This is a genomic window from Dokdonella sp., assembly GCF_035511235.1.
GTDB lineage: Bacteria > Pseudomonadota > Gammaproteobacteria > Xanthomonadales > Rhodanobacteraceae > Dokdonella.
Genome location: NZ_DATKFQ010000004.1, coordinates 124,225 through 146,557 on the forward strand (window position 1 = coordinate 124,225; position 22,333 = coordinate 146,557).

The 22,333-nt window shown below is 67.4% G+C and carries 20 protein-coding genes; 11 read left to right on the top strand and 9 right to left on the bottom strand.

Translation table 11 applies throughout. The annotated features are described in order from the left end of the window. Positions 1 to 32 precede the first annotated feature (32 nt). From alaS to VMR06_RS01940, 5 genes are all read right to left on the bottom strand, one after another. Positions 33 to 2,669 (bottom strand): alanine--tRNA ligase, encoded by a 2,637-nt coding sequence (gene alaS, locus VMR06_RS01920; protein ID WP_325372413.1) that lies wholly within the window; start codon positions 2,667 to 2,669, stop codon positions 33 to 35. A 173-nt stretch (positions 2,670 to 2,842) separates the two neighbouring features. Further along, positions 2,843 to 3,382, bottom strand: coding sequence for a regulatory protein RecX (locus VMR06_RS01925; RefSeq protein ID WP_325372415.1), 540 nt, complete (start codon positions 3,380 to 3,382; stop codon positions 2,843 to 2,845). Positions 3,383 to 3,418: 36 nt separating this feature from the next. Then, positions 3,419 to 3,838, bottom strand: coding sequence for a hypothetical protein (locus VMR06_RS01930; RefSeq protein WP_325372417.1), 420 nt, complete (start codon positions 3,836 to 3,838; stop codon positions 3,419 to 3,421). A gap of 167 nt (positions 3,839 to 4,005) precedes the next feature. After that, positions 4,006 to 5,037, bottom strand: coding sequence for a recombinase RecA (recA, locus tag VMR06_RS01935; protein WP_325372419.1), 1,032 nt, complete (start codon positions 5,035 to 5,037; stop codon positions 4,006 to 4,008). 129 nt (positions 5,038 to 5,166) lie between these two features. Beyond that, complete coding sequence (locus VMR06_RS01940) at positions 5,167 to 5,676, bottom strand: CinA family protein (RefSeq protein WP_325372421.1); 510 nt, start codon at positions 5,674 to 5,676, stop codon at positions 5,167 to 5,169. Between the two features lie 431 nt (positions 5,677 to 6,107). Here VMR06_RS01940 and VMR06_RS01945 point away from each other — a divergent pair, with 431 nt between their 5' ends. The 5 genes from VMR06_RS01945 to VMR06_RS01965 all read left to right on the top strand — a co-directional run bounded on the left by VMR06_RS01945 (position 6,108) and on the right by VMR06_RS01965 (position 11,136). Then, complete coding sequence (locus tag VMR06_RS01945) at positions 6,108 to 7,322, top strand: FAD-dependent oxidoreductase (RefSeq protein ID WP_325372423.1); 1,215 nt, start codon at positions 6,108 to 6,110, stop codon at positions 7,320 to 7,322. 252 nt (positions 7,323 to 7,574) lie between these two features. Next, a complete protein-coding gene (locus VMR06_RS01950; protein ID WP_325372425.1) occupies positions 7,575 to 8,675 on the top strand; it encodes an alpha-hydroxy acid oxidase in 1,101 nt (366 codons plus the stop codon). Between the two features lie 59 nt (positions 8,676 to 8,734). Next, positions 8,735 to 9,973 (top strand): sensor histidine kinase, encoded by a 1,239-nt coding sequence (locus VMR06_RS01955; protein WP_325372427.1) that lies wholly within the window; start codon positions 8,735 to 8,737, stop codon positions 9,971 to 9,973. Then, complete coding sequence (locus VMR06_RS01960; RefSeq protein WP_325372429.1) at positions 9,970 to 10,515, top strand: response regulator transcription factor; 546 nt, start codon at positions 9,970 to 9,972, stop codon at positions 10,513 to 10,515. Before VMR06_RS01955 ends, VMR06_RS01960 begins: the two co-directional genes overlap by 4 nt. Positions 10,516 to 10,776: 261 nt before the next feature. Continuing rightward, complete coding sequence (locus VMR06_RS01965) at positions 10,777 to 11,136, top strand: hypothetical protein (protein ID WP_325372431.1); 360 nt, start codon at positions 10,777 to 10,779, stop codon at positions 11,134 to 11,136. 353 nt (positions 11,137 to 11,489) lie between these two features. Here VMR06_RS01965 and VMR06_RS01970 read toward each other — a convergent pair whose 3' ends face one another. The 4 genes from VMR06_RS01970 to paoA all read right to left on the bottom strand — a co-directional run bounded on the left by VMR06_RS01970 (position 11,490) and on the right by paoA (position 16,113). Continuing rightward, complete coding sequence (locus tag VMR06_RS01970) at positions 11,490 to 11,999, bottom strand: HIT family protein (RefSeq protein WP_325372433.1); 510 nt, start codon at positions 11,997 to 11,999, stop codon at positions 11,490 to 11,492. Positions 12,000 to 12,317: 318 nt separating this feature from the next. After that, entirely contained in the window at positions 12,318 to 14,516 is a 2,199-nt protein-coding gene (paoC, locus tag VMR06_RS01975) for an aldehyde oxidoreductase molybdenum-binding subunit PaoC (protein ID WP_325372435.1), read from the bottom strand. Further along, positions 14,513 to 15,469, bottom strand: coding sequence for a xanthine dehydrogenase family protein subunit M (locus tag VMR06_RS01980; RefSeq protein ID WP_325372437.1), 957 nt, complete (start codon positions 15,467 to 15,469; stop codon positions 14,513 to 14,515). Before VMR06_RS01980 ends, paoC begins: the two co-directional genes overlap by 4 nt. Beyond that, positions 15,466 to 16,113 carry an aldehyde dehydrogenase iron-sulfur subunit PaoA gene (gene paoA / locus VMR06_RS01985; protein WP_325372439.1) on the bottom strand — a complete coding sequence of 216 codons (648 nt, stop codon included), beginning with the start codon at positions 16,111 to 16,113 and terminating at the stop codon, positions 15,466 to 15,468. The genes VMR06_RS01980 and paoA overlap by 4 nt, the downstream gene beginning before the upstream one ends. A 292-nt stretch (positions 16,114 to 16,405) precedes the next feature. Here paoA and VMR06_RS01990 point away from each other — a divergent pair, with 292 nt between their 5' ends. The 6 genes from VMR06_RS01990 (at position 16,406) to VMR06_RS02015 (ending at position 22,126) form a co-directional block, all read left to right on the top strand. Next, positions 16,406 to 16,570 (top strand): hypothetical protein, encoded by a 165-nt coding sequence (locus VMR06_RS01990; RefSeq protein WP_325372441.1) that lies wholly within the window; start codon positions 16,406 to 16,408, stop codon positions 16,568 to 16,570. A gap of 582 nt (positions 16,571 to 17,152) precedes the next feature. After that, complete coding sequence (locus tag VMR06_RS01995) at positions 17,153 to 18,589, top strand: IS1182 family transposase (protein ID WP_325372443.1); 1,437 nt, start codon at positions 17,153 to 17,155, stop codon at positions 18,587 to 18,589. Positions 18,590 to 18,947: 358 nt separating this feature from the next. Beyond that, positions 18,948 to 19,112 (top strand): hypothetical protein, encoded by a 165-nt coding sequence (locus VMR06_RS02000; protein WP_325372445.1) that lies wholly within the window; start codon positions 18,948 to 18,950, stop codon positions 19,110 to 19,112. A gap of 38 nt (positions 19,113 to 19,150) precedes the next feature. Beyond that, on the top strand, positions 19,151 to 19,690 hold the full coding sequence (locus VMR06_RS02005; RefSeq protein ID WP_325372447.1) for an ABC-three component system protein: 540 nt from the start codon (positions 19,151 to 19,153) through the stop codon (positions 19,688 to 19,690). Beyond that, complete coding sequence (locus VMR06_RS02010) at positions 19,687 to 20,205, top strand: ABC-three component system middle component 5 (RefSeq protein ID WP_325372449.1); 519 nt, start codon at positions 19,687 to 19,689, stop codon at positions 20,203 to 20,205. Before VMR06_RS02005 ends, VMR06_RS02010 begins: the two co-directional genes overlap by 4 nt. A gap of 31 nt (positions 20,206 to 20,236) precedes the next feature. After that, entirely contained in the window at positions 20,237 to 22,126 is a 1,890-nt protein-coding gene (locus VMR06_RS02015; protein ID WP_325372451.1) for an AAA family ATPase, read from the top strand. Positions 22,127 to 22,333 lie beyond the last annotated feature (207 nt).

The window sequence follows — 22,333 nt, forward strand, 5'->3', positions numbered from 1 at the left end:
ACGCGCAAGCACACCCCTGTTTTCTCCACAATTTACGCGAGCTGCCGGACTAGCCATTCCGGCACATGCGCCAGCGCCTGATCCAGTGCTGGCGAGTCGATGCCGCCGCCCTGCGCGAGGTCCGGACGGCCGCCGCCCTTGCCGCCGATCTGTGCGGCGACGTGCGCGACGACGTCGCCGGCCTTGACCCTGCCGAGCGCGCTCCCGCCGACGCCGCCGACCAGCGCGACCTTGCCGTCGGCAGCGGCGGCCAGCAGCACGACGCAGTCGCCGAGCCGCTGCTTGAGCGTGTCGACGCCCTCGCGCAGCGCCTTCGCGTCGAGCCCGTCGACGCGCGCGGCGACCAGGCGGATGCCGCCGATCTCGCGCGCCTGCGCGGCCAGATCCTGCGTCGCCGAGCTGGCGGCCTTGGCCTTGAGCGCATCGAGCTCGCGCTCGAGCTTGCGCTGGCGGTCGAACACCTGGCGCAGCTTGTCGACGACCTCGGTCGAGGCGACCGAGAGCAGATCGGCGACCGCGTCGAGGCGGCGCTCCTCCTCGGCGACATAGGCGGTCGCCGCGGCGCCGGTCAGCGCCTCGATGCGGCGCACGCCCGAGGCCACGCCGCTCTCGGCGACGATCTTGAACAGGCCGATGTCGCCGGTGCGCGTGACGTGCGTGCCGCCGCACAGCTCGGTCGAGAACGCACCCATGCGCAGCACGCGCACGCGGTCGCCGTACTTCTCGCCGAACAGCGCCATCGCGCCGAAGTCGATCGCCTCGTCGTAGCCCATGTCGTGCACCTCGGCGGCAACGTTGCGGCGGATCTCGGCGTTGACGATGTCCTCGATGCGGCGCAGTTCGTCCGCGCCGACCGGCTGGAAATGCGAGAAGTCGAAACGCAGCCGGTCCGGCGCAACCAGCGAGCCCTTCTGCGTGACGTGCGTGCCGAGCACCTCGCGCAGCGCGGCATGCAGCAGATGCGTCGCGGAGTGGTTGAGGATCGTGTCCTGCCGGCGCGCCTCGTCGACCGCCGCAGCCACGCGATCGCCGCGGCGCAGTGCCTGCGCGCCGTGCCAGCGGCCGGCGTGGCCGTGGAACGCGCCGGCCAGCTTGTGCGTATCGGCCACCGTGAAATGACCGTCGCCGCTGCTCAACGTGCCGGTGTCGCCGACCTGGCCGCCCGACTCGGCGTAGAACGGCGTGCGATCGAGAATCACGACGCCTTCCTCGCCGTCGGCGAGCGCGTCGACCGCGCGGCCGCCGCGCAGGATCGCCAACACCGTGCCGGTGTCGTCGTGCAGCGTCTCGTAGCCGAGGAACTGCGTCGGCGCGAGGCTGGCGGCGAGTTCGGCCGGCAGCTGGCCCTTCGACTCGAACTGGCTCGCCGCACGCGCGCGCTCGCGCTGCTGCTCCATCGCCGCCTCGAAGCCGGCCATGTCGACGCTCAGGCCGCGCTCACGCGCGATGTCGGCGGTCAGGTCGACCGGGAAGCCGTAGGTGTCGTAGAGGCGGAACGCATCGGCACCGGGAATGACCGTCTGCGCGCGCGCAGCGACTTCGCCGAACAGCTTCATGCCCTGCTCGAGCGTCTCGCCGAAGCGCTCCTCCTCGACTTTGAGCGCGCGCTCGACCAGCTCGCGCTTGGCCGGCAGCTCCGGATAGGCCTGGCCCATGACGTCGATCAGCGGCGCGACCATCTTCCAGAAGAAGTCGCCGCGCACGCCGAGCATCCAGCCGTGCCGCAGCGCGCGGCGGATGATCCGGCGCAGCACGTAGCCGCGGCCCTCGTTCGACGGCAGCACGCCGTCGACGATCAGGAACGAGCAGGCGCGGATGTGGTCGGCGATCACGCGCAGCGAATTGTTGCGAAGGTCGGCGGTGCCGGTCAGCGCGGCCGCAGCACGGATCAGGTGCTGGAACGTGTCGATCTCGTAGTTGGTATGCACGTGCTGCAGCACGGCCGCGAGCCGCTCCAGGCCCATGCCAGTATCGACGCACGGCGCCGGCAGCGGCGTCAGCGTGCCGTCGGCGGCGCGGTCGAACTGCATGAAGACCAGGTTCCAGATCTCGATGAAGCGGTCGCCGTCCTCGTCGGGCGAGCCGGGCGGGCCGCCGGCGATGTGCGCGCCGTGGTCGTAGAAGATCTCGGTGCACGGCCCGCAGGGGCCGGTATCGGCCATCTGCCAGAAATTGTCCGACGCGTACGGCGCGCCCTTGTTGTCGCCGATCCGCACGATGCGTTCGGCCGGCACGCCGACCTGGTCCTTCCAGATCGCGTAGGCCTCCTCGTCGGTGTGATAGACCGTGACCAGCAGCCGCTCGGCCGGCAGCTTCCAGACGTCGGTCAGCAGCTCCCAGGCCCAGAGGATCGCATCGCGCTTGAAGTAGTCGCCGAACGACCAGTTGCCGAGCATCTCGAAGAACGTGTGATGGCGCGCCGTGTAGCCGACCGAGTCCAGATCGTTGTGCTTGCCGCCGGCGCGCAGGCAGCGCTGCACGTCGGCGACGCGCGGACCCGGCGGCTTCTCGCTGCCGAGGAAGGCGTTCTTGAACGGCACCATGCCCGAGTTCGTGAACAGCAGCGTCGGGTCGTTCGCCGGCACCAGCGGTGCCGAGGGCACGATGACGTGTCCCTTGGAACGGAAGAATTCGAGGAAGGTGGAGCGAATGTCGGCGCTGGTCGTCATGGTGTCTGGCAAGCCGTCGAGGATCGTGTCGGGTGCAGCGTTCCGCCGTCACGCAACTTGCGAGGCGCGAGGTGTCCGGGCGGATCGGAGGTGAACCGCGGACCGAAGACGGATGCGGCCTGCCGGCACGGCGGCCCTCGCGGCGGGCCGGGCCGGGCCGAGGCGACACGTCGCTAGTCGGAACCGTCGTCCTCGCCGCCGAAATCGGTGCGGGTTACGGTGCTCACTGTGGGGCCATCGAAGCCGCGGCGCAAGAGAAAAGCGGCCTGGCGGGCCCGTTCGCGCGGCGAAACCGCCCTGCCCGGCCGGTACTGGCGTTCCAGCTGGCGGCGCGCCGACGCCACCCAGTCGACATCGAGTCCGGCCAGCGCCTCGCGGATCAGCGCTTCGCCGACCGCATGCGATTTGAGTTCGGCGACGATGCGCCGCGGTCCGTAGCCCTGGCCGGCGCGGCTGCGCGCCAGCGCCGCGGCGAAGCGCGCGTCGCTCTGCAGAGCGCCCGAACCGAGCGAGGCGATCGCGGCTTCGGCCTCGTCGGCGGCATGGCCGCCGCGTGCGAGCTTGGTCTTGAGTTCGGCGCGCGAATGCTCGCGGCGCGCCAGCAGGCCCAACGCCTTGCCATAGGCGGTACCGGTACCGGTGCGGCCGCGGGTGCCGGCGCCATGATCGCCGCCGGTCGCGTCCGAACCGCGCGGCGGCCGCGCCTTGCTCATCGATCGATGCGCCGCGACCGGCGCCGGCGGTGACGGTCAGTTCGTCGCACGCGTGCTCTGCGGCTGCGTGCCGACCAGCTTGAACTCGTCGAGCAGGCCGATCAGCGGCGTGCCGTCGGGCTTGCGTGCGCCGATCTGGCTGCGGCCGGCCTCGCTCTCGGCCTGGACCACGACGACTACCGTAATGATGCCCTCGTCGTCGAACAAGGCGTACTGCGGGATGTCGATCGCCATCGGCTCGCCGCTCGAGCGCGTACCGTCGCCGAGCAGGAACAGCGCATTGCCGGCATCGACGTCGTCCTGGGTCGCCGGACGCCCGGCGACGAAGCCGCTGCTCGGCAGCGGCGGCCAGACCAGGCTGCTGCCGGTCACCTCGGCGGCGCCGGCGCCGCCGGCCGTGGCTGCAGCGAGACCGGCAAGGATCGCGAAGACGATACGGCTGACGATACGGCTCATGACGCGCTCTCCGGTAATCCGATACGGCGGCCGCAACGGCTGTCCGGCCGGTTCGCGGCACCTTAGTGGCGGCGGACGCGGGGCGTCCAGCCACGCCCGACCGGCGGTCGGCCGTCCAGACCGGCGGCGGCGACCGGACCAGACCGGCCGCAGCGCGCCCGGTCCGATCAGGCTTCCTCGACCTCGACCGCCGGCAGCGGCGACTGGCCGTTGCTGACCAGCAGCTTGGCGCGCAGCTGCGCGTCGATCGCCGCGGCGATCTCCGGATGCTCCTTGAGGTACAGGCGCGTATTGTCCTTGCCCTGACCGATGCGATCACCGTTGTAGCTGTACCAGGCGCCGGACTTGTCGATCAGGTTGTGCGCGACGCCGAGCTCGATCAGCTCGCCCTCGCGCGAGGTGCCCTCGCCGTAGAGAATCTCGAACTCGGCCTGGCGGAACGGCGGCGCGACCTTGTTCTTGACGACCTTGACGCGCGTCTCCGATCCGATCACCTCGTCGCCGCGCTTGACCGCGCCGATGCGGCGGATGTCGAGGCGGACCGAGGCGTAGAACTTCAGCGCATTGCCACCGGTGGTGGTTTCGGGGCTGCCGAACATCACGCCGATCTTCATGCGGATCTGGTTGATGAAGATCACCAGACAGCCGGACTTCTTGATGTTGGCGGTCAGCTTGCGCAGCGCCTGACTCATCAGGCGCGCCTGCAGGCCGACGTGCGAATCGCCCATCTCGCCCTCGATCTCGGCCTTCGGCGTCAGCGCCGCGACCGAGTCGACGACGACGACGTCGACCGCATTGGAGCGCACCAGCATGTCGGCGATTTCCAGTGCCTGCTCGCCGGTGTCCGGCTGCGAGACCAGCAGGTCGTCGACGTTGACGCCGAGCTTCTCGGCATAGGTCGGATCGAGCGCGTGCTCGGCGTCGACGAACGCGGCGGTGCCGCCGTTGCGCTGGCAGGCGGCGATGACCTGCAGCGTCAGCGTGGTCTTGCCGGAGGATTCCGGTCCGTAGATCTCCACGACGCGGCCGCGCGGCAGGCCGCCGACGCCGAGCGCGATGTCCAGGCCGAGCGAGCCGGTCGAGACCGTTTCGATCGCGTCGTCGGTGCGGTCGCCCATGCGCATGACGGCACCCTTGCCGAACTGCTTCTCGATCTGGGAGAGCGCGGATGCGAGCGCGCGGCGCTTGTTGTCGTCCATTGGGCGGTACCTCGATAGGAGTGATCGGCGCGAAAGATGCCGCATCGGCATCTCAGGGGCTGAGACGACGCGGCGAAGTGGCCGTCATTATCCCACAGCGACCGGAGCGGGACAGCGGCCGATGCCGCGTCAGCTGGTAAGAATTCGCCGCACGCCGTCGAGCGCCGCGGCGACCGTGCTGCGCCGTACCGCCTCGCGGTCGCCGGGAAAATGGAACTGTTCGGCGCGCGCGTAGCCGCCGCGCCGCTTCCAGCCGATCCAGACCGTGCCCACCGGCTTGCCGGGCGTGGCGCCGCCGGGGCCGGCGATGCCGGTAACCGCCACGGCGACGCTGGCGCCGTAGCGCGCGAGCGCGCCGGAGACCATCTCGATCGCGGTTTCCTGGCTGACCGCGCCGGTCCGCTGCAGCGTCTGCGGCTGCACGCCGAGCAGGGCCGCCTTGGCCTCGTAGCTGTAGGCGACGACGCCGCACTCGAACCACGAGGAACTGCCGGGGATGTCGGTCAGCACCTTGGCGATCCAGCCGCCGCTGCACGATTCGGCGGTGACGATGCTGAGGCCGCGCGCGATCAGCAGCTCGGCCACGCTACGGCCGAGCAGCCCCAGGCCGGCATCGTCGTGAACGAGGGGGGCCGACATCACCCGTCTCCGCAAGCGCTGAATATCAGGACCCGCGACGGTAGCCGATCGGTCCGCAGGCGTCGAGTGCAGGTGCAAGCGGCGCGACGCAAGCGCTCGCGGCGCCCCGCGCCGGGCCGCGCGGCGTTCGCCGGATCGGCCGGCCGCGATCCGCGGGCGCCGGCCGTCGCCGAACGCGTCTGGACGGGTCTGGCCGCCAAGCCGCGCCCGCGTCGGCAGCGCGCCGACCATCGGCCGATTGCGCGGCGGCACGCGCCATGCGATTCTCGCCTCAATCTCGATCGGTGGATTCATCACGAATTTCAATGATTTGCATGAACTTCCCGATCTCGCGCCCGAGCCACCGCGATCGCGCCACCCGGTGTGCCGCGACGGCCGTGCCGGCGCGGTCTCGGCGGCCGGCGCTCGGCCCGCTTCGGCGCTAATCGGTGATGGATCTCAAGAGCGGCTATCCGTTCTGGGCCGTCAAGAACGGCCTGATGCACGCGTTCCCGGCCTTGCAGTCGGACCTGCGCTGCGAAGTGGCGGTGGTCGGCGGCGGCATCACCGGCGCGCTGATCGCCGATGCGCTCGCCGCGGCCGGCCACGAAGTGGCAGTGATCGAGCAGCGCGACATCGGCTGGGGCAGTACTGCGGCCAGCACCGCCCTGCTGCAGTACGAGATCGACACGCATCTGGTCGATCTGGCCGAGCGCTACGGCGAGGCCGACGCGGTCGCGGCCTACCGCGGCTGCGCCGAAGCGATCGACTCGCTGCGCGCGCTGGCCGGCGCGGTCCGCGACGTCGGCTTCGCGCGCACCGGCAGCCTCTACTACGCGAGCCGGCAGCGCGACCGCGACGCGCTCGAGGCGGAGTTCTCGCTGCGCCGCCGCCACGGCTTCGACGTGCGCTGGCTGGAGCCCGAACCGCTGCTGGCGCGCTACGGATTTCGCGCCCCGGCGGCGATGCTGAGCGCGACGGCGGCCCAGGTCGATCCGTACCGCTTCACCTACCGGCTGCTGATGCGCCTGCTGCGCGGCGGCACTCGGGTGTTCGACCGCAGTCGCGTGACCTCGATCGCGGCGACCACCCGCGGCGTGACGCTGCAGACGGCCGAAGGCGCGACCGTGCGCGCCGGCCATGTGGTGCTCGCAGCCGGCTACGCGACGCAGCAGTGGCTCGGCCCGCGCGTCGCGCGCAACCGCAGCAGCTACGCCTTCGTGACCGACCCGCTCGACGCGGACGCGCTCGGGCCGCTGCGCCGGACCCTGGTCTGGGAATCGGCGCGACCGTATCTGTACCTGCGCACGACCCAGGACGGCCGTCTGCTCGCCGGCGGCGAGGACGACGCGATCGACCGCCCGGCGCGGCGCGACGCCCGCGTAGACCGCAAGGCGCGCCGCATCGCCGCCAAGGTCGGCGCCCTGCTGCCGCATCTGGACATCGCGCCGGCGTTCTCGTGGGGCGGCACGTTCGCCGAGACGGCCGACGGTCTGCCGTTCATCGGGCCGCACCGCCAGTACGGTCCGCGCGTCGTGTTCGTGATGGCCTACGGCGGCAACGGCATCACCTATTCGATGATCGGCGCCGGTCTGGTCAGCGCCTACCTGGCACGCCGCCGCCATCCGCTGCAGGCCTTGTTCGGATTCGGGCGGCTCGAACGCTGAGCAGCCGCGCCGGATGCGGCATGCGCCGCTGCGCTCTGCCCGCTGCCGGCGCTTGCGTCATCGCGTCGCGGTTCGCGCGCAGCGGCTTGCCAAGCCGGCGACACGGCGCGATGCTCGCCGGCCGCATTCTCAGGCATCGGAGTCGTCGGTGATCTTCGCTCGCATCGGCGCCGCGCGGCGCCCGTCCGGCCGCTGCCCTGGATCGGGTCCGGCGCGCCGCGTGCACGGCCGTCGCGCGAGCGGCAGCGGCCGATGAGCGAACTGCCGCCGCCGCTGCAACGGATACCGCCTGCGATCGCCGCGGTCGAGGACTATCGTCCGTTCGCGCGAGAGCGCCTCGGCGAGGCGGCCTGGGCCTACTTCGACGGCGCGGCTGCCGACGAGACGACCGCGGCCGACAACCGCGCCGCGTTCGGCCGGCTGCGCCTGGCCGGCCGCGTGCTGGCCGACCTCGCCGGCGGCGACACCGCGCTGACGCTGTTCGGCCAGCACCTCGCGCATCCGGTCGTGCTGGCACCGGTCGCGTACCAGACGCTGGCGCATCCGGACGGCGAGCGCGCCTCGGTACTGGCCGCGGCGGCGCTGGGTGGCGCGATGGTCGTCAGCACGCAGGCGAGCCTGTCGCTCGAGGAGATCGCCGCGGCGACGCCGGCGCCGCTGTGGTTCCAGCTCTACATCCAAGCCGATCGCATGTTCACGCGCAGCCTCGTCGAGCGCGCCGAGGCGGCCGGCTATCGCGCCCTGGTCGTGACCGTCGACGCGCCGGTCAACGGCGTGCGCAATCGCGAGCAGCGTGCCGGCTTCGCGCTGCCGCCCGGCGTCGAGGCGGTCAACCTGCGCGGGCTGCGCGCGCCGCCCGCAGCGGACGGCGACCGCATCGCGTTCGGCACGCCGCTGCTCGAACAGGCGCCGACCTGGCGCGACCTGGACTGGCTGCGCTCGCTCACGAGGCTGCCGATCCTCGTCAAGGGCATCCTCTGCGCCGACGATGCCGCCCGTGCGATCGAGCACGGCGTCGACGGCCTGATCGTCTCCAACCACGGCGGACGCACGCTGGACACGCTGCCGGCGACGATCGACGCGCTGCCGGCGGTCGCCGCCGCGGTCGCCGGACGCGTGCCGCTGCTGCTCGACGGCGGCATCCGCCGCGGCACCGACGTGCTCAAGGCGCTCGCGCTCGGCGCCTCGGCGGTGCTGATCGGCCGGCCGTACGTCTACGGCCTGGCGGCGGCCGGTGCGACCGGCGTCGCGCACGTGCTGCAGATCCTGCGCACCGAGCTGGAGCTGGCGATGGCGCTGACCGGCCGGCGCCGCCTCGCCGACGTCGATGCGACGGCGATCTGGCGCGGCTGAGCGGCGCCTGCGACCGCCGGTCGCGCGCGCCGGCCTGCCGCAGACCCGATAATCGGCCGATGCGCGCCGCTCCGACCTCGTTCCTCGGCACCCTGTGCACCCTGCGCTGGTTCGCGATCGCCGGACAGGCCGCGGCGATCCTCGCCGCGACCGGGCCGCTGGGGCTCGCGCTCGCGCCGGCGCCGCTGTGGCTCGGCGTCGGCGCGCTCGCCGCGTTCAATCTCTGTGCGGCTTGGCGCGTGCGGCGCGGTGAGGCCGGGCCTGCCGAGACCTTCGTCCACATCGCGGTCGACGTCACGGTGCTGACCTGGCAGGTGGCCTGGAGCGGCGGCATCGCCAATCCGTTCACCTCGCTGTTCCTGCTGCCGATCGCGTTCGCCGCGCTCGCCTTGCCGCTGCGCTGGATCCAAGCGACCGCGGCGATCTGCGGCGCCGGCTACGCGGCCGCGGCCGCCTTCGGCCGTCCGCTGGCGCATGTGCACGGCGCGCCGCTGGACGGCTTCGACCTGCACCTGTGGGGCATGGCGGTCAACTTCCTGATCTCGGCCGGCGTCGTGCTGTACTTCTTCTCGCGACTGGCCTCGGCGCTGCGCGCGCGCGAGCACGAGCTGGCGCTGCTGCGCGAGCGCTTCGCGCGCAACGAGGGCATCGTCGCGCTGGCGACGCATGCCGCCTCGGTCGCGCACGAACTGAACACGCCGCTCGGCACGCTGACGCTGATGGTCGACGAGCTGCTCGAGCGACCGCAGTCGGCCGAACTGCGCGAGGACCACCAGACGATCCGCGAGCTGATCGACGTCTGCCGCGACCGCGTGCGCGAGCTGGCCGCGCCGGCCGAGGGCAGCGATCAGGCGCAGCCGCCGCGCCGCGTCGACCTGGAGCGCGTGATCGAGCGCTGGCAGCTGGTGCGCCCGGCGGTCGAGCTGCGCCGCAGCGGCGCGATCGGCCGCTACGCCAGCGTCGATCCGGCGGTCGGCCATCTGCTGCAGGCCCTGCTCAACAACGCCGCCGATGCCGGCGTGCGCGCCGGCACGCCGCGCGTGGACCTGCACCTGGACGCCGATGCCGACGGGCTGCGCGGGCAGATCCGCGATTACGGCGACGGCTTCGACCAGGCGCGGCCGTTCCTGCCGGCGCGGCTGTTCGGCAGCAGCAAGCCCGACGGCCTCGGCGTCGGCCTCGCGCTGTCGCACGCGACCGTCGAGCGCCTCGGCGGCGAACTCTCGATGCAGGCCAGCGACGGCCGCGGCGTGTGCATCCGCTTCCGCCTGCCGGCCGCGGCCGTGGAGGCGCGATGAAGCGCGGCCTGCTGGTCGACGACGACGCGCTGTACCTGCGCGCGCTGCAGCGCGCGCTGGAGCGCCGCGGCTTCGAGATCGCGACGGCCGCCACCGCTACCGCGGCGCTGGCCTGCGCACGCCGGCTGCGGCCCGATTTCGCGCTGGTCGACCTCAAGCTCGACGGCGAGACCGGCCTGGACCTGATCGCGCCGCTGCGCGCACTGAACGCCGACATGCGCGTGATCCTGGTGACCGGCTATGCCAGCGTCGCGACCGCGGTCGAGGCGATCAAGCGCGGCGCCGACAACTACCTGCCGAAGCCGGCGACGGTGCCGATGATCCTGCGCGTGCTCGACGGCGAGCCGCTGCCGCCGGAAATCGACACGCAGATGACACCGATGAACCGCCTGGAGTGGGAGCACATCCAGCAGGCGCTGAGCAGCACGTCCGGCAACATCTCGGCCGCCGCGCGCATGCTCGGCATGCACCGCCGCTCGCTGCAGCGCAAGCTGGCCAAGCGTCCGGCGCGCGAGCGCACGCCGGCCGACGAGCTGGACTGAGCGCAGGGCCCGCGCGCCCTGGACTCGGGCGCTCTCCTCTGGAGCGCCGGTTCCGGCCCGGTCCGCGGGCGGCTGGTCCTGCTCCCGTGAAATTGGGTTTCACGCGCCCCGGTAAACCGGCGGTTCACCGATGCTTGGTGATGCTGGCTGTGCCCGTGCCGGCCGGCGCGGGACTCGACACTCGATCGGCCCCGGCGTCACCCGACGCCTGGATCGCACGACCGCTCGACAGCCCGCAGCGACTTTTTTCGGAGACGAACCATGGCGGCATCCGCTCAGAAGGCCCTACACGACGTCATCGACCACCTCACGCAGTCGCGCGACGCGTTCTCGGCAGCGCTCGCCGACCTCCACGACAATGCGACGCGCAAAGGCAGCCACATGCTCGAATCGGCCGGCGCGCTGCGCGACGAGGCGCTCGGCGGCCTGACGCGCGCATCGAAGACGACGCGGCGCGCGATCGAGACGCGCCCGGTCGAATCGGCGCTGCTGATCGCCGCCGTCGGCATCGCGATCGGCTGGGTCTGGCGCCGCATGCAGGAGCGCGAGACCGCTGTGGAGCAGCCGGCCAGTCCGCCGCGGCGCCGATCGGGCACGAGGTCGGCCTCGACCTCGCGCTGACGCGAACCGATCGGCCAGCCATGGCGCCGCCGCGTCCAACGGCGGCGCGGGCATCGGGAGGGCGCCGGCATCCGGGCGCGCGGCGAACGAGCAAGCCGGCTGCCGTCGCAGCGTCGAGGCCAGCAGCCGGCGGCTTGCCGGCCGTCCGGCGTCGCGCGACGTGCGATGGATCCCGCCGCATAGCGCCAAAACCACCCTGACTCGGCGATACCTGCACTGCGGCTGGGCCCATCGACGATCGCGGCCGGGCGCGGCTGCGCCCGCCTGCGGTACGCGGCCATCGTGAGCCATCGATGTGCGGATCGGCGCGACATCGGACCCGTCCGCCAGGAACGCGTCGTTGCGGCGAACGCCTATCCCGGCAGATGCGCACGCAGGAGGGCCGCGGTCTCGGCGAGCTGTGCGTCCGATACGCGTACCCGCTGCCGGCGCTGCGCGTCGCCGCTCGGATCGTGCGCCGTCCCTCTTGCACGCCCGGCAGCGTCGAACGTCGCCAGTTGGGGCGGGCCTATGCCCCAGTCGCTGCCCGGCTGCCGCGGCACGACGTGGAAATGGAAGTGCGGCGTTTCCTGCCCGCAGTAGACCCCGTTGTTCTGGAAGGTCAGTACGCCGAGCGGTCGATACGCCGCGACCTGCGCCTGGGCGATCCGCTTGGCCGCGGCCAGGATGGCGACGCACTCCGGCCCGGAAAGGTCGAGCAGCGTCGCGACATGGCGGCGCGTGATGACGCAGCACTGACCGGTCTCGAACTGCCAGGGATTGATCACCGTCAGCGTCTGCTCGCCTTCTTCGATGACCTTCCATCGCTCTTCGCGAGCGGCCACGCACAGGTCGCACGGATCGCGTATCGGAAGTTCGATCATGGTGCCCTGCGCTCCTCGTTCGCCTCAGCCGGCCGGCCACCGGCCGCCAAGCGCCGATCCGGCTCGACCGTTCGACCGCGAACCTTAGCGCCGACGCCCTTTTCGATCCAGGGCATGCGCCTGGCGGGCGGGATGCCGCGTGGTCGCCTGTACGCGTCTCGGCGATCGGCCACCGCGCCGGACGCACCGTCGTACTCGTTTGGCGCGGTGTGAACTGACGACCGCGCCGATCGGACCGGGCAGGCAACGGCGATGCGCCGTCCCGGGTCGCCGATGTGCCGATCGTGCCGATGCGACTGGACTGCGACCTCTTGCGGTCTACTTGTCGATGCGGGGAATCTGCGCGATTAGCTTGTCCAGCGTGATCGGATAGTCGCGCACGCGCACGCCGACGGCGTTGTGGATCGCATTGGCGACGGCCGCGCCGACGCCGCAGATGCCGAGCTCGCCGACCCCCTTGGCCTTCATCGGCGAGGAGATCGGATCGGTCTCGTCGAGAAACACGACGTCCTGATACGGAATGTCGGCATGGACCGGCACCTCGTATCCGGCCAGATCGTGGTTGACGAAGAAGCCGAAGCGCCGGTCGATCGCGAGTTCCTCCATCAGCGCGCCGCCGACGCCCATCGTCATCGCGCCGATGACCTGGCTGCGCGCCGACTTGGGATTGAGGATGCGTCCGGCCGCGCAGACCGCGAGCATGCGCCGCACGCGGATCTCGGCGGTCCAGGCGTCGACGCCGACCTCGACGAAATGCGCACCGAACGTGGCCTGCCGGTAGCGCTCGGCGAGATCGCCGAACTCGATACGGTCCTCGGCGACGAGTTCGGCATCCTGCGCGGCCTCGGCCAGCGCGATGCGGCGGTCGCCGGCGCGCACGATCCCGTCCTCGAACGTCGCGGCGTCCGGATCGAGATCGAGCCGACGCGCGACCGCTTCGCGCAGCTTCGTGCAGGCGGCGTAGACGCCGGCCGTGGAACTGTTCGCGCCCCACTGACCGCCCGAGCCGGCCGAGACGGGGAAGTTCGAGTCGCCCAGGCGCACGACGACGCGCTCGAGCGGTACGCCCATCATCTCCGCCGCGGTCTGCGCGATGATCGTGTAGCTGCCGGTACCGATGTCGGTCATGTCGGTCTCGACCGTGACGATGCCGCGGCGGTCGAGCCTGACCCGAGCACCGGAGGTCATGACGAGGTTGTTGCGATAGGCGGCGGCCATGCCGAGTCCGATCCACCAGCGCCCCTCGCGGACCTGGGCGGGCCGTGCCGCACGGCGCTGCCAGCCGAACCGCTCGGCACCGGTGCGCAGGCACTCGACCAGGCTGCGCCGCGAGAACGGCCGCTCGGGTTTCTCCGGATCGACCTGCGTGTCGTTGAGCACGCGGAACTCGACCGGATCGATGCCGAGCTTCTCGGCCATCTCGTCCATCGCGACCTCGAGCGCCAGCATGCCGGGCGCTTCGCCCGGCGCACGCATCGCATTGCCCTCGGGCAGATCGAGCGTCGCCAGCCGCAGCGCCGTCTTGCGATGGGGGCCCGCATAGAGCCAGCGCGACTGCTGCGTGGCGACCTCGGGGCTGCCGCCGGGGAGATCGCCGGACCAGCTCTCGTGCGCGATCGCCTCGATCGTGCCGTCCTGCCGGCAGCCGATGCGCAGGCGCTGGATCGTGGCCGGCCGGTGCGTCGTGTTGTTGAATATCAGCGGACGTTGCAGCGCGACCTTGACCGGACGCCGCACCGCGCGCGCGCCGAGGGCGGCCAGCAGCGCATCGGCGCGCAGAAAGAGTTTCCCGCCGAAGCCGCCGCCGATGTACGGCGAGTCCAGACGCACCTTGTCCTCGGCGATGCCGAGCGTCATCGCCATGTCCTGCTTGCTCCAGTGGATCATCTGGTTCGACGTCCACAGCGTCAGCCGGTCACCGTTCCAGGCCGCGATCGACGCGTGCGGCTCCATCATCGCGTGCGACTGGTCGGGCGTCGTGTAGGTGGCGTCGAGCCGCACCGCCGCCGCGGCATAAGCGGCGTCGAAATCGCCGGCACCGGTGTCGGGGTCGCTCTTCGGTTCGACCGCCGCGTCCTTGCCGCGCGCCAGGTCGTAGCGGCCGTGCGCGCGCACGTAGTCCACGCGCACCAGCGCGGCGGCGGCGCGGGCCTGCTCGAAGGTCTCGGCGACGACCAGGGCGATCGCCTGGTGGTAGTGCTCGATCTGCGGACCGCCGAGCAGCCGCGCCGTGTTGTGCTTGCCCTTGCCGAGCCTGCCGGCATTGTCGGCGGTCACGACGGCCAGGACGCCGGGTGCGGCGCGCGCCGCATGCGTGTCGATCGATCGGATCCGCCCCTTGGCGATCGTGGCGCCGACCACGTAGCCGTAGACGGCATCCGGCGCCACGTCGTGGCGTTCGTAGGCATAGGGTGCGCGGCCGGTGGTCTTGAGCGGTCCGTCGATGCGGTCGGTCGGCTTGCCGACGACCCTGAGCCGGTCGATCGGGTTGGTCGTGGCAGGCGTATCGAACTTCATGCCTGTGCTCCGGCTTCGGCGAGGACCGCGCCGAGCGTGCGCTCGACCAGGGTCAGCTTGAACGCGTTGTGCGCGGTCGGCCGTGCGCCGGCGAGCAGGCGTTCGGTCACCGCGCCGGCGCTGCGCGGCAGTTCGGATTCGGCGGCCTCGACGCGCCAGGGCTTGGGTGCGACGCCGCCGAGCGCGACGCGGCCGCTGCCGTCGCGCTGGACGACCGCCGCCACCGAGACCAGCGCGAACGCGTACGAGGCACGGTCGCGCACCTTGCGATAGACGTGCCGGCCGCCGAGCGGCGCAGGCAGCACGACCGCGGTCACCAGTTCGCCCGGCGCCAGCACGGTCTCGACCTGCGGCCGGTCGCCCGGCAGCCGATGGACATCGGCGATCGCGATGCGGCGCGTCGTGCCGTCCGGCCGGACCGTCTCGACGGTAGCGTCGAGCAGGCGCATCGCGACCGCCATGTCGCTCGGATGCGTGGCGATGCAGGCGTCTCCGACGCCGATCACCGCATGCTGGCGGCTGACGCCCTGCAGCGCCGCGCAGCCGCTGCCGGGCAGACGCTTGTTGCAGGGCTGGGCGGTGTCGTAGAAGTACGGGCAGCGCGTACGCTGCAGCAGATTGCCGGCCGTCGTGGCGCGGTTGCGCAGCTGGCCGGAAGCGCCCGACAACAGCGCTCGCGCCAGGACCGCGTAGTCGCGGCGCACGCGCGGATGCGCGGCCAGATCGGTGTTGCGCACCAGCGCGCCGATGCGCAGACCGCCGTCGCCCGCGTCCTCGATCCGATCGAGCTCCAGGCCGTTGACGTCGATCAGATGCGTCGGCGTTTCGATCTCGAGCTTCATGAGATCAAGCAGATTGGTGCCGCCCGCGATAAAGCGCGCGCCCGGCGTGCGCGCCGCCTTCTCGGCGGCCTGCGCCGGCGAGGACGCGCGCTCGTAAGTGAAGGCCCTCATGTACGCTCCTTCGCGACGTCGGTGATCGCCTCGAGGATGTTGGAGTAGGCACCGCAGCGGCACAGGTTGCCGCTCATGCGCTCGCGCAGCTCGTCCGGCGTCGGCTGCGGCGCGGCGCTCAGATCGGCGCTGACGTGGCTGGGGATGCCCGCGTCGATCTCGTCGAGCACCGCGACGGCCGAACAGATCTGGCCGGGCGTGCAGTAGCCGCACTGGTAGCCGTCGCGTTCGACGAACGCGCGCTGCATCCGATGCAGGGCGTCCGGCGTGCCGAGGCCTTCGATCGTCGTGATCGAGCCGCCCTGATGCATCACCGCCAGACTCAGGCAGGCATTGATGCGGCGACCGTCGGCGATCACCGTGCAGGCGCCGCACTGGCCGTGGTCGCAGCCTTTCTTGGTGCCGGTCAGCTGCAGATGCTCGCGCAGCGCATCGAGCAGCGTCGTCCGCGTGTCGAGCGTGAGCGTTCGGTCGCGGCCGTTGACGCGGAAGGTCACCTCGGCGTTGACCGGCGCGGGCGTCGCAGGCGTCGACAAGGCATCGGCCGCGGCGACCGCGCACGGCAGCCCGCTCGCCGTGACGGAGACAGCGCCGGCGATCAGCATCTCGCGGCGCGTGAACTTGACGGCAGGCTCGTCTGGCATCGCTGCTCCCGGATCGGTGGCTTTGAATGCATGTCAGGCGCCCGAGCGTCGAAGGCGCCCGGCTCGGTGTGGATCGGGCCGAGCCCGCCGACAGGTCGGCGGCGTTCATTGGTAGCAGCGCCTGCCTTACGTGGCAGTGAACCGGACGATCCGATGCACACATGCCCGGAGCACCAGGCTCTCATCGGCCGGCGCAGCGTGCGACCGACGTCGGAACGATCGGCGCCGCCAAGCTTCGCCTTGCGACAGGCCACGCCAGTACGTCGTGCAAGCAAGCTGCTGCCAACGCGACATGTCCATTTCCGCCCGGACCATGTCGATGCCGATCGACGGTGCCGCGTACGCATACGGTCTCTACGGACCGGCGGCGGCCGTGCGCGCGGTGAGGGACGACCCTCGATCGGTGAGTCTGATTCTCATGAACTCGGCCCAGACCCATTGCCCCAACGTCACCTGACTGCTGGTTCCCGCACTCCAGACGCGCCTTCACCAGCACCAGCCGCAGCGTTCAGGCCCGGATGTGCCATCGAGGCCATGGCGTCGTGGTGCTGCCACGACCGTTGGCCGAGGGCGTGGAGGGGCTGCACCGCATCGACCCGTTCGGGGAACCTCCCGGCCGGGACTTGTGGAGCGGTTATCACCAGGACCTTCGCCACATGGATCGGCTGCGAGCACTGCTCGATATCGCCGAAAAGGTGCTGGGGCATTCTGCGAGCGCTCCGGATGATCCCGACGGTCAGCACTCCAGCTAGACGAGGAGATGATGGATCTGAATGCTAGCCGGGCTATCCCCCTCCCTACGCTCAGACCCGGCATCGAGAAACCGGCGTGCGCTCGACCGTCGATTGCAAGGACAGCTTACAAGGGGCCAGAGATTTCTTCGTCCAGAAGACAGGCGTCATGTGATCAATCAAGAGTGTCGATGGATGTGCCCGGGCGCGGGCAGCTCATAAGCCTTCGGGGTCCGCTTCCGGCTGAGGCTGTGTGAAAACCCCCATCTGGCTGGCAAGATTTCAGCGCCAGTCAATTGGGGCTCTGCATGAAGCGATTCGTAGATGAAGTCGATCGTTCCCAGGGACTCCTGCTCCCTGATCGGCTGGAGGACTACATCCACGAAGACAATCCGGTGCGGGTGGTCGACGCCTTTGTCGAAGCCCTTGATCTGGGCGAGCTAGGCTTCGAGGCCGCCAACCGCGCCGCGGGCGGGCGGCCTGCGTACCACCCGGCTGCCCTGCTCAAGATCTACATCTACGGCTACCTCAACCGCATCCCCTCCAGCCGACGCCTGGAGCGAGAAGCGCAACGGAACCTCGAGCTGATCTGGCTGACCGGGCGATTGGCACCGGACTTCAAGACCATTGCCGACTTCCGCAAGGACAATGGGAAGGCGATCACGGCGGTGTGCAACCGCTTTGTAGCACTGTGTCGGGCAATGAAAGTCTTCTCGCATGCAGTCGTCGCAATCGACGGCAGCAAGCTCAAGGCGGTCAACAGCCGCGATCGCAACTTCACAGCTGGCAAGATCAAGGCTCGCCGGAAGCAACTGGACGAGAGCGTTGCGCGCTACCTGGCCGAGCTCGATCGCGCAGACCGCGATCCCAGCATACTGCCAGAGGGGCGAGTCCCTCACCTGAGGGGCAAGCTGGCGAAGCTGCGCGCGCAGATGGAGAAGCTGGACAGCATCGAGAAGCAGCTGGAGGACGCGCCGGACCATCAAATATCGCTGACCGATCCGGACGCCCGCTCAATGACCTCAAGCGGGCGCGGAACGGGCACAGTGGGCTACAACCTCCAGGCAGCGGTGGATGCCGAGCACCATCTGATCGTCGCCCACGATGTCACCAATGTTGGTCATGACCGCACCCAGCTCTCGACTATGGCGATCAAGGCCAAGGACGCGCTTGGTGCTGGGCGTATGACCGCGCTGGCCGATCGTGGCTACTTCAATGCCCCGGAAATCCTCGCGTGCGAGCAGGCCGGCATCATCCCGCTGGTACCCAAGCCGCTTACGTCCAACAGCAAGGCCGAAGGCCGGTTCGACAAACGGGACTTCACCTACGACCCGACAACAGATGAGTACGCGTGTCCGGCGGGCGAGCATGCGATCCATCGCTTCGCTACCGAAGAGAACGGGCTGACCTTGCACAGGTACTGGTCGTCCGCCTGTCCTGGCTGCTCGATGCGGGCAAGGTGCACAACCGCCAGCTACCGAAGGATCACGCGGTGGGAGCACGAGCATGTGCTCGAGACGATGGAGATGCGGCTTGATGCCAGGCCACAATCCGCCGTGGCGCGACGACAGACGGTGGAACACGTGTTCGGCACGCTGAAATCGTGGCTAGGCACCACGCCATTGCTGACAAAAACCCTTCCAAAGGTCAGAACCGAGGTCAGCTTGGCGGTGCTGGCCTACAACATGAAGCGGATGATCAAGATCATGGGCACGCAGAGCATGGTGCGGGCCATCGCAGCCTGAACTCCACGAACTTCTTGCTGTATTGCCAGCTCTCGAACTGGCCGTACCGCCACTGCAGGCCCATCGCCGACGAGTTTTTACACAACCTCGGCTAGGAGCGGCTCTTCGGCTCCATCAACCAAGCGTCTAGAGATGCTGACTTTGCGCTCCTCTCCAACTCAGCTACGTCACTGCTAACCTCGTGAGCGACACATGGGCTAGCACGTGTGAGCCACATAAGAGAACTGTTCGGCCCGGTTGCGACGGTCGCGCATCTTGACGAAGGCCCCCTGCCCCGGATCAAGTGCTGGATTACCCGGGCTCAGGAATAAAGTAAGCTAGAGCTGGGGCTATTCTGACGCACGGACGGAGGGGTGACATGGATCTACTTTCTGAAATTATCTCGTTCTTCATCGGCGCGGCTGCGGGATCGCTGCTCACTGTAACGGTCAAATCGATGCGCGCTGGTGGGCATGGCACAAATGTCGATCAGAGTAAAGCATCGGCCGGCGGTGACATCGTCGGTGGTGACAAGAAGAATTAACAGAACGCATGGCGCAGCGGGGGACACAAATAAATCAGATGGACGCCGTCGCCGGCGGCGACATCGTGGGCGGTGACAAAGTCGTTCACAACCACCCACCCACACAAAAAAAATCGAAACTCGAATTGCTCAAGGCGCAGCTCAAGAAGGAAGTAGAGGATGGCTCCTCCTCTAGTGACCTTATTGACCAGCTTCAGTGCTACAAGAAGCCAATCCCTGAAGATGGCGTTATTGGTCTAGTGGCGAAGCTTGAGGCTTCCGGGCGGTCAGCACAACTGATGACAGCCCTAGAAATGAAAGAACAATTCGCGAAACTTCTAGAAAAATGGTCCTTATACGCATCTGCGCAAGAGATCTTCGCGCACCTCTTGGCAATGGCACAGTATAAGTACTCACATCAGATTTATCCGATAATCGGAAGTATCACCGACGTTGAAATCGATGAACTTGTCGATCAGAAGATCATTTCTCCTGCGATCGAGGAAGTTGGTATCGATATCTTCTCGCTAGACCATAAGTCGGCAATGGGAATGATCTATTGGCTTGCAGAGCAATGCAGAATTAAGTGGCACAAATGAACCATCTAGCGTTCCAGCCAGCATTCGACGTACTCCACACGGAGTTCCGGTTTCTTCGCATCCGACGCATTCTGACTAGCAACCGCCATTGGCGTTACGATCAGATTCGCATTGCTGACTTCTATCTAGCATTTCCATTTCGCCTAGGCGATGTCCGCCTGAAACCAATTCATCGCTCAGTAAAGCGATTGGCTCAGGAATTTTCGAAAGGTCGCTACGAAAGTCAGCCAGATGACCACCTACTGTTCTCTCGCATGCAACCTATTCATCGAGCAGCGGCTGAAACTCTCATTGCGAACGGATTCTTTGATGAGAAGGCGTTCAAGTCTGAACTAATCGCCGAGACCGGCAAGATTGAGCCTCCAGCGTTGTCAGCCAGGATCGAGCAAGTGAACGCAGACCATGCTTCACTAATGGAGGTGATTCGAACCATGCTTGAGGATTACCCGCTGCTTGGGGCGAATGGCCTAAAGGATAGAACCGGTCTTCTGGAATTTCGCTATGATGCGATTTGATCCGAGTCTCGTTGTCTTGAGAATGAGGATTATGAAGGGCGCCAAGCCCGTCTATGACGAGCGCTTCCATCGTGGCGTCAATGTGATTCGAGGAGAGAATTCCTCGGGTAAATCCACGATCCTAAATTTTATTCATTATGGACTCGGCGGAGACGTCCACAACTGGAGCGAGACTGCACTCCTTTGTGATCGAGTATTCATAGAAGCCCACCTAAACGGGAAGGTTGCGGTTCTGTCTCGACTTGTTTCGCAGGCATCACAACAACCGATGGAAATCTACTTTGGATCGCTCGACAACTCCATGCAGGCGCCTCTTGAGCAGTGGGGGCGATTTCCTTATCGACGCTCGCAATCGAAAGAGAGCTTCTCTCAAGTCCTGTTTCGGCTTTTGGAGATTCCAGAGATCACTGGCGAGGACAGTGGAAACATCACGATGCACCAAGTGATGCGCTTGCTGTACGCGGACCAACTAAGCCCCGTGGACGAAATTTTCGCACATGAGGGGTTTGACAATCCAAAGACTCGCGATGCGGTTGGTCGACTTCTGTGTGGCGCATTCGATGCGGAGATGTATTCAATAGAGTTGCAGATTCGCGACACCGATCGGAAATTCGATCAGATTTCCAGTGAGTTAAACAGTTTGTATCGGGCACTTGGTCAGGCGGGGCACTCTTTGACACTGGACTGGGTGGGCGAGGAACGACTTAGGAGCCAGGAAGACAGGCGCCGTGTGGAAGCAGACATTATTGCGCTTCAGAAATCAACAATGATGGATGAAACTGAGCGTCCTAGCCTTGCTGCCCAGCATGAAGCTTACTCGCTGATTGTTGAAAAGCAGAAGGAGATTGCTGCGGCGCGGGAGAAGAGAGATTCACTCCAGCTGGCGATCGCGGACTCAGCGGTATTTATCGAGAGTCTTCAGGATAAGCTGGTGGCACTCAAGGACTCCGAGCTGGTAGCGCAAGAAATCGGGATTGCGCGCTTTTCGAGCTGTCCTGCTTGCTACACAGAACTGTCTGAAGTTGATATCGGGATTTGTAGCCTGTGTAAGCAACCTTTCGATCCGGAGTTAGTCGGAGAGCGAATCGGAGCACTAATCAATGACACAGCAATCCAGCTGAGGCAGTCGAAACTGTTGCAGGAGAATCGCCGCAGCGAGCTCGCGCTCGCTGAAGCCGTCCTTATCGAGCTCGATTCGGAATGGAAAAATGCTGCACAGAAGTACGCGGAGATTCGGTCACGCCCGACTAGCGAGTATCAGCACAAGCTCAGCGAGCTTAATAAGCGCCTTGGTTATCTCGAGCGCAGAGATGAAGATTTAGATGAGAAGGCACGCATGATCGCTATCGTCTCTTCTTTGTCAGAGCAGAAGCTGGAATTGAATACTCTGCTCGCACTTCTACGAGAGCGTCACGAACAGCTTAAGGCAACTCAGATGGGGCGGCTCTCCGATGCTTACTACGCAATATCTGAAAAGGTACGAGGGCTGCTAGCAAAGGATTTGAAACGTCAAGATTCTTTTGAAAATCCCCAAAAGGTTGACTTCAGCTTTTCAGAAAACAGAATCAGCGTTGATGGACATACTTACTTTTCAGCGAGCTCACGGGCCATTCTTAAAAGCGCATTTCTTTTGGGATTTTTCGCTGCTGCGACAGAGAAAGAATTCTTCCGTCATCCTCGGTTCACGATGCTCGATACGATCGAGGACAAGGGGATGGAGCCAGCACGAAGCCGGAACTTTCAGCGCCTAATTGTGGCGGCTGTCGAACAAGCCCACTCGCAGGGCCAAGTAATTTTCGGAACCGCAATGATTGCTGAAGAACTCGATAATGAGAGCTATACTGTTGGTCGTTTCTATACGCGCGATCACCCGTCTTTAGATTTTTCGTACGAAAGTGGAGGTGGAGTGCTTTTCTCATGAGGCCGCCGACCACTTCGGTTTGAACGCAGACGCGGAAATATCTCGATCACCATATGATCGACAAAAAAAAAGGTTCATCGCAGAAAACCGTGGACCGTTTGAGGCCCTATCCTGGTGCTTTCTTGGCCAGAGTCGGGGGTCGGACGTGTTCGATCGCAAGACGCTGCAGGCGCTGGGCTGCTGGACCGGCTATCGCCTGGAGCGGGT

What these genes read in the sequence shown, in the direction of transcription:
- VMR06_RS01980 (WP_325372437.1), bottom strand. Translation starts at nt 15,469, where the DNA reads ATGAGGGCCTTCACTTACGAGCGCGCGTCCTCGCCGGCGCAGGCCGCC.
- VMR06_RS02015 (WP_325372451.1), top strand. Translation starts at nt 20,237, where the DNA reads ATGAAGGGCGCCAAGCCCGTCTATGACGAGCGCTTCCATCGTGGCGTC.
- VMR06_RS02005 (WP_325372447.1), top strand. Translation starts at nt 19,151, where the DNA reads ATGGACGCCGTCGCCGGCGGCGACATCGTGGGCGGTGACAAAGTCGTT.
- VMR06_RS01950 (WP_325372425.1), top strand. Translation starts at nt 7,575, where the DNA reads ATGAGCGAACTGCCGCCGCCGCTGCAACGGATACCGCCTGCGATCGCC.
- VMR06_RS01925 (WP_325372415.1), bottom strand. Translation starts at nt 3,382, where the DNA reads ATGAGCAAGGCGCGGCCGCCGCGCGGTTCGGACGCGACCGGCGGCGAT.
- VMR06_RS01970 (WP_325372433.1), bottom strand. Translation starts at nt 11,999, where the DNA reads ATGATCGAACTTCCGATACGCGATCCGTGCGACCTGTGCGTGGCCGCT.
- alaS (WP_325372413.1), bottom strand. Translation starts at nt 2,669, where the DNA reads ATGACGACCAGCGCCGACATTCGCTCCACCTTCCTCGAATTCTTCCGT.
- VMR06_RS02010 (WP_325372449.1), top strand. Translation starts at nt 19,687, where the DNA reads ATGAACCATCTAGCGTTCCAGCCAGCATTCGACGTACTCCACACGGAG.
- VMR06_RS01955 (WP_325372427.1), top strand. Translation starts at nt 8,735, where the DNA reads ATGCGCGCCGCTCCGACCTCGTTCCTCGGCACCCTGTGCACCCTGCGC.
- paoA (WP_325372439.1), bottom strand. Translation starts at nt 16,113, where the DNA reads ATGCCAGACGAGCCTGCCGTCAAGTTCACGCGCCGCGAGATGCTGATC.
- VMR06_RS01995 (WP_325372443.1), top strand. Translation starts at nt 17,153, where the DNA reads ATGAAGCGATTCGTAGATGAAGTCGATCGTTCCCAGGGACTCCTGCTC.
- VMR06_RS01945 (WP_325372423.1), top strand. Translation starts at nt 6,108, where the DNA reads ATGGATCTCAAGAGCGGCTATCCGTTCTGGGCCGTCAAGAACGGCCTG.
- VMR06_RS01965 (WP_325372431.1), top strand. Translation starts at nt 10,777, where the DNA reads ATGGCGGCATCCGCTCAGAAGGCCCTACACGACGTCATCGACCACCTC.
- VMR06_RS02000 (WP_325372445.1), top strand. Translation starts at nt 18,948, where the DNA reads ATGGATCTACTTTCTGAAATTATCTCGTTCTTCATCGGCGCGGCTGCG.
- VMR06_RS01960 (WP_325372429.1), top strand. Translation starts at nt 9,970, where the DNA reads ATGAAGCGCGGCCTGCTGGTCGACGACGACGCGCTGTACCTGCGCGCG.
- VMR06_RS01940 (WP_325372421.1), bottom strand. Translation starts at nt 5,676, where the DNA reads ATGTCGGCCCCCCTCGTTCACGACGATGCCGGCCTGGGGCTGCTCGGC.
- recA (WP_325372419.1), bottom strand. Translation starts at nt 5,037, where the DNA reads ATGGACGACAACAAGCGCCGCGCGCTCGCATCCGCGCTCTCCCAGATC.
- VMR06_RS01930 (WP_325372417.1), bottom strand. Translation starts at nt 3,838, where the DNA reads ATGAGCCGTATCGTCAGCCGTATCGTCTTCGCGATCCTTGCCGGTCTC.
- paoC (WP_325372435.1), bottom strand. Translation starts at nt 14,516, where the DNA reads ATGAAGTTCGATACGCCTGCCACGACCAACCCGATCGACCGGCTCAGG.
- VMR06_RS01990 (WP_325372441.1), top strand. Translation starts at nt 16,406, where the DNA reads ATGTCCATTTCCGCCCGGACCATGTCGATGCCGATCGACGGTGCCGCG.